We start from the raw sequence: 3,994 nt of genomic DNA on the forward strand, positions 1-3,994 counted from the left end.
AATGAGTCTGGACCCTAGGAGGCTCATTTAAGTTCAGGGGTTTGCGGGTGGGTTGATGGGGCTTGAACTCAAGAGTGCATAAACCAGCAACGCCCATCCAGCGCCGCCCACCAGTCCGGCAACAGCATCCGTGAGATAATGAACACCCAAAGCGACGCGGGTCGTGCCTATCATTATGCAAGTTGCAATCGCAGTGCCCATGATCATCAGGCGCGTGGTTGTTTTCCGGGACATGCCCGCAAATGCCAGCGCGATGCTGATATAGACTACGCTGCCATTGAAGACGTGGCCACTCGGGAAGCTATTGCCATTTATGGACATGAGGTGCGGCACAATGGCAGGTCGCGGACGGCCAAAGCATTCCTTCAGCCAATATTCCAGAAGCATTCCACTGACGATTGCTGTCAGAACCACCAACACCTGACGATGACGGCGAAGCGTCAGCAAGATCGCCATCGCCATGATGGCCAAAAGATTGCGAACCGAAAATCCGCCTAAGGCGGTCATATCGCGAATTGCCACACTTAACCATGCCGGCCCGGATAGTGTCAGTGCTGGAGCGTCACGAAAGGCCAATAGGCTCCAGGCATCCAAGCGGGCGGTGTAGCCCATGACCATCAAAATTGCGGTACATGCAAAAGCTGTCCAGCACGTCAATGCAATGACCAGCAACCGATGGAAAGCGATGAGCTGGCCAAGTTTCCGTAGTGGGTTTTGAGGCGGGTATGCTCTCATAAATTTCTCGGGTTATAATGGTCTGTGCATGGGTGACCAATTTCCACATTTAAAATAAGGGCCGCATCAGTAATGATGCGGCCCTTATCAATTCATTAGTAGCTTTGAGTTCAGCGGATGGGGCGGGAAGGATCGGACCGCTCGTCGTCGATCTCGACTTCCGTGTGACGAACGCTGTCGGTCACCGTTTCCTGACGCGTATCGCTGGTTTTGCGCAGGCTTACTTCCTCAACGACACGCGCCTCTTTCGAGACGACCGCTTCCTCGACGTACTCCTCGGCTTCGACTGTCCGGTCACGGAACGCGGTATCGGCGTCGGTGACGGCCCGATCGACCGGGCGCCGTTCCAACTCGACGCGATCCTCACGCAAGTTCACCGTTTCACTCACAGGTTCCTCGACAGTGTAGGCCCGGACACGGACGCGGCCGTGGCTGGTGTCCCGCTTGCCGACGCGCAGCCGCTCCTCAACGATCGGAATGCTCTCGTCGTCCGCTTGAGCGGAGGTATCGGCATAGCTGCCATCATCACTGACAGACGAACCCACGGTCCTGGCTTCGGTCGCATGGGGGCTGACCTCATAGCCGCCCCAGCCTTCCGACCGCCAGCTCTCCTCGCGCTCCGCCAAATCGACAGTACCCTCGTCGTCTAGGATGTCGAGAACCTGATCGTAGTGTGCGGCCGTCAGACCCGTCACGGTAACGAGAACTCCACCGCGCGACAGCCCCTCGGCATAGGTGTAGCGGTCTTCGTCGGGAAAGAAGAAATCGCCGAGGCTATCCCAGAATCCCTTGTCTTCGGTCGTCGAGGTTCTCTGCTCAGTGGACTGGGTCGCACCCTCGACCGTTCTGATCTGCGTGCGCGATATCCCAAGCGCTTCAAGCCGCGATACGGCGTTCTGGGCATCGGCGTTCGTATCGAACAAGGCGGAGACGGACATGCTTCCGTTGAAAGTACCCGCTTCATTATCATAGGTCATCGTGAGTTTCCTCTTCGCTGATGATTTGACCCTCAGTCTGAGGGCCGAGATGGTCGATCACGGCGCGCTGACGCTGGATGGTGACCGGAATGTCGGAGGTTTCCCGGCGTTCGGTGCGGCGGACATGAATTTCCTCGCGCAGTACGAGCTGTCGCGTGATGACGATCCGCTCCTCGACCACGGGAATGATCGTCAGGTCACCTTCGGTCACGATATCAGGGACGACGTCGATATCCCGCTCGATGGGGACCCGGACCACATCTATCTCGACGTCAGAGAAATCGACGGGCACAAGGCTGTCCACTGTCTCGGTGATTGTCGAGACCCTGACCCGGTCTGTCACCCTCTTCCGCTTTGTGACCGTCAGTTGCTCTTCCATGAGCGGGACGGTCTGCTCGGCTTGGTCGTGGTCGTGGTCGTGGTCGTGGTCAGACGTCATCACATCCCTCCGTGATGATCGACAACCTTGCCGTCCACGGTTCGTTCCGTTTCCACGCGGGCAATATAAGTTAGTCTTTACTGCTCCCCTGCCGGGTCTGGACATGAGTCAAATCCGTATGGACGCCGGCAGCACGGACACCGCACCCGCCCAGACCGATCAGGGCAAAGGCTTCTGAGATAGCCTTTGGCGATCTCCTGATACCTGAGAAAGACCGCTACAGCTATGCCGAGGGCCTGTCGCGTGGCGGCCAGCTTCTGACTGTATCGCGTGTCACCAACATGGAGTATGAGACGGTTCTCGACATTCTGGATGACGAAGGCACCGTGAACCTTGACGAGCGCGAGGCTAGCTGGCGCAGCGAAGGTTGGGGCGGCTACGAGGCCAGCACGTATGCAACTGGACATCCCACCACAACCGACCATTCCGCGGACGAGACGATCCCGGTCGTCGAGGAGAGATTGCGCGTCGGCAAACGCGACACCAGCCACGGCCGCGTCCGTGTCCGGGCCTATACGGTGGAGACACCGGTCAGCGAGATGGTTGAGCTGCGAGACGAGCATGTCGAGCTGGTACGGACCCCGGTCAATCGTCCCGCCAAGGTGGATGAGGACTACCGAGAGCGCTCGTTTGAGGCAGAAGAGCACCGGGAGGAAGCCGTCGTTTCGAAAGAAGCCCGCGTCGTAGAGGAAATTGGGTTGCGCAAAACTAGTGATACCCGTCAGGAAACGGTATCCGACACGGTACGCCACACCGAGGTCGAGGTGGACGACGAGCGTACGGCCGTGGAACGCCATGATCTGGATCGCAGCCGGAAGTGTTGCTCCTGATGGCCGGGGTTTAGCTCTCACCTCACCACTGAGACCACAAAACAAGAGGGCCGCGCTGGAGCGGCCCTGTTTGTATATCTGGTCCCCCCCCCGCGACCTTTAGGACGCGGGGAACAGCTCCTCGGCCACGTGCATCATGTTGATGGGCTTGCTCAGCAGCGGCACCAGCGCATATTCGTCAGGGATGCTGGCCTTACTCTCGCTGCTTGCGAAGATGATAGGGATGCCTGCTGCCAACAGCTCATCGGCCAATGGGTAGACCATCTCTCTACCAATCCTGATGTTAAGGATGCCTCCGTCTGGTTGCGGCACCGCCTGGAGAAGCGCGTATCCATCCTCCAAAGTTGCAGCAGGGCCAATGACCACGCCCCCAAAGGCTTCTATCTGCGTGCAGATATCAAGGCTGAGAATGAATTCATCCTCCACCACAAGAATATGCCTTCCGGCAAGATCAGGTTTGTTCATCATCGGTCTCCGCAGCTTGCAGATATTGCAAAAGTACGCTTCTACAAATGTTCCTGTGCAAAGGTGCCACCAGCCTCGCTCTGCAACTCATTACACACACCTTTCCCCCTTGGAGACCCGACTAAGTTCTAATCCGGTGTTCTTGGCCACACACGGAACCAGACCCTCACTGGGGATTTAATTATTTTCGGGACAGCGTCCCCACTTAAAAAGGATCATGCAATGGTACAGACCCCGCCTGTCACAACGAAACAGGATGTCGATGCAGCCGACAATATGTCAGGTTCTCACGAAGGAGGTGCTGCTAATCTGGCTGAGCGTGGGGCGGCGCTTGCCAATGCGGCTTTGGAGGTGAGCCATGAATATATAACTCCCCTCCGGGAGGCGGGACAAGGCTATGCTGAACGCCTGTATAAGGCAGGTGAGCAGCGCGCACAGGAAGCAGCCTTTTATGCGGAGCTCGGTTACGAGGAAACTAGGGTCAGGATTCATAACCAATAGATGACGAGAGCCGCTAGCGCGATGGCAGAGAGGAACACCTTCGGGCA

General features: G+C 57.5%; 6 protein-coding genes. 2 read left to right on the plus strand and 4 right to left on the minus strand.

The genetic code is table 11. The features are described from left to right. Positions 1-33: 33 nt before the first annotated feature. The 3 genes from TW83_RS16375 to TW83_RS16385 form a co-directional block, all read right to left on the minus strand. Positions 34-612 carry a phosphatase PAP2 family protein gene (locus TW83_RS16375; RefSeq protein WP_162198075.1) on the minus strand — a complete coding sequence of 193 codons (579 nt, stop codon included), beginning with the start codon at positions 610-612 and terminating at the stop codon, positions 34-36. A gap of 233 nt (positions 613-845) precedes the next feature. Next, complete coding sequence (locus TW83_RS16380; protein ID WP_045983852.1) at positions 846-1,712, minus strand: YsnF/AvaK domain-containing protein; 867 nt, start codon at positions 1,710-1,712, stop codon at positions 846-848. Then, the gene (locus tag TW83_RS16385; RefSeq protein WP_045983853.1) at positions 1,702-2,151 is read right to left on the minus strand and encodes a DUF2382 domain-containing protein; all 450 of its coding nucleotides are present in this window, start codon (positions 2,149-2,151) and stop codon (positions 1,702-1,704) included. Before TW83_RS16385 ends, TW83_RS16380 begins: the two co-directional genes overlap by 11 nt. A 281-nt stretch (positions 2,152-2,432) precedes the next feature. On the opposite strand from TW83_RS16385, the gene TW83_RS16390 reads away from it, so the two are divergent. Continuing rightward, positions 2,433-2,981 carry a YsnF/AvaK domain-containing protein gene (locus TW83_RS16390; RefSeq protein WP_204245791.1) on the plus strand — a complete coding sequence of 183 codons (549 nt, stop codon included), beginning with the start codon at positions 2,433-2,435 and terminating at the stop codon, positions 2,979-2,981. A gap of 99 nt (positions 2,982-3,080) precedes the next feature. Here TW83_RS16390 and TW83_RS16395 read toward each other — a convergent pair whose 3' ends face one another. Further along, positions 3,081-3,446 carry a response regulator gene (locus TW83_RS16395; protein WP_157001692.1) on the minus strand — a complete coding sequence of 122 codons (366 nt, stop codon included), beginning with the start codon at positions 3,444-3,446 and terminating at the stop codon, positions 3,081-3,083. A gap of 222 nt (positions 3,447-3,668) precedes the next feature. Between TW83_RS16395 and TW83_RS20805 the strand changes: the two genes are divergently transcribed. Next, positions 3,669-3,947: a hypothetical protein gene (locus TW83_RS20805; RefSeq protein WP_157001694.1), complete on the plus strand. Its 279-nt coding sequence runs from the start codon at positions 3,669-3,671 to the stop codon at positions 3,945-3,947. Positions 3,948-3,994 lie beyond the last annotated feature (47 nt).

The sequence above is a fragment of the Paracoccus sp. S4493 genome, from assembly GCF_000967735.1.
GTDB lineage: Bacteria > Pseudomonadota > Alphaproteobacteria > Rhodobacterales > Rhodobacteraceae > Paracoccus > Paracoccus marcusii.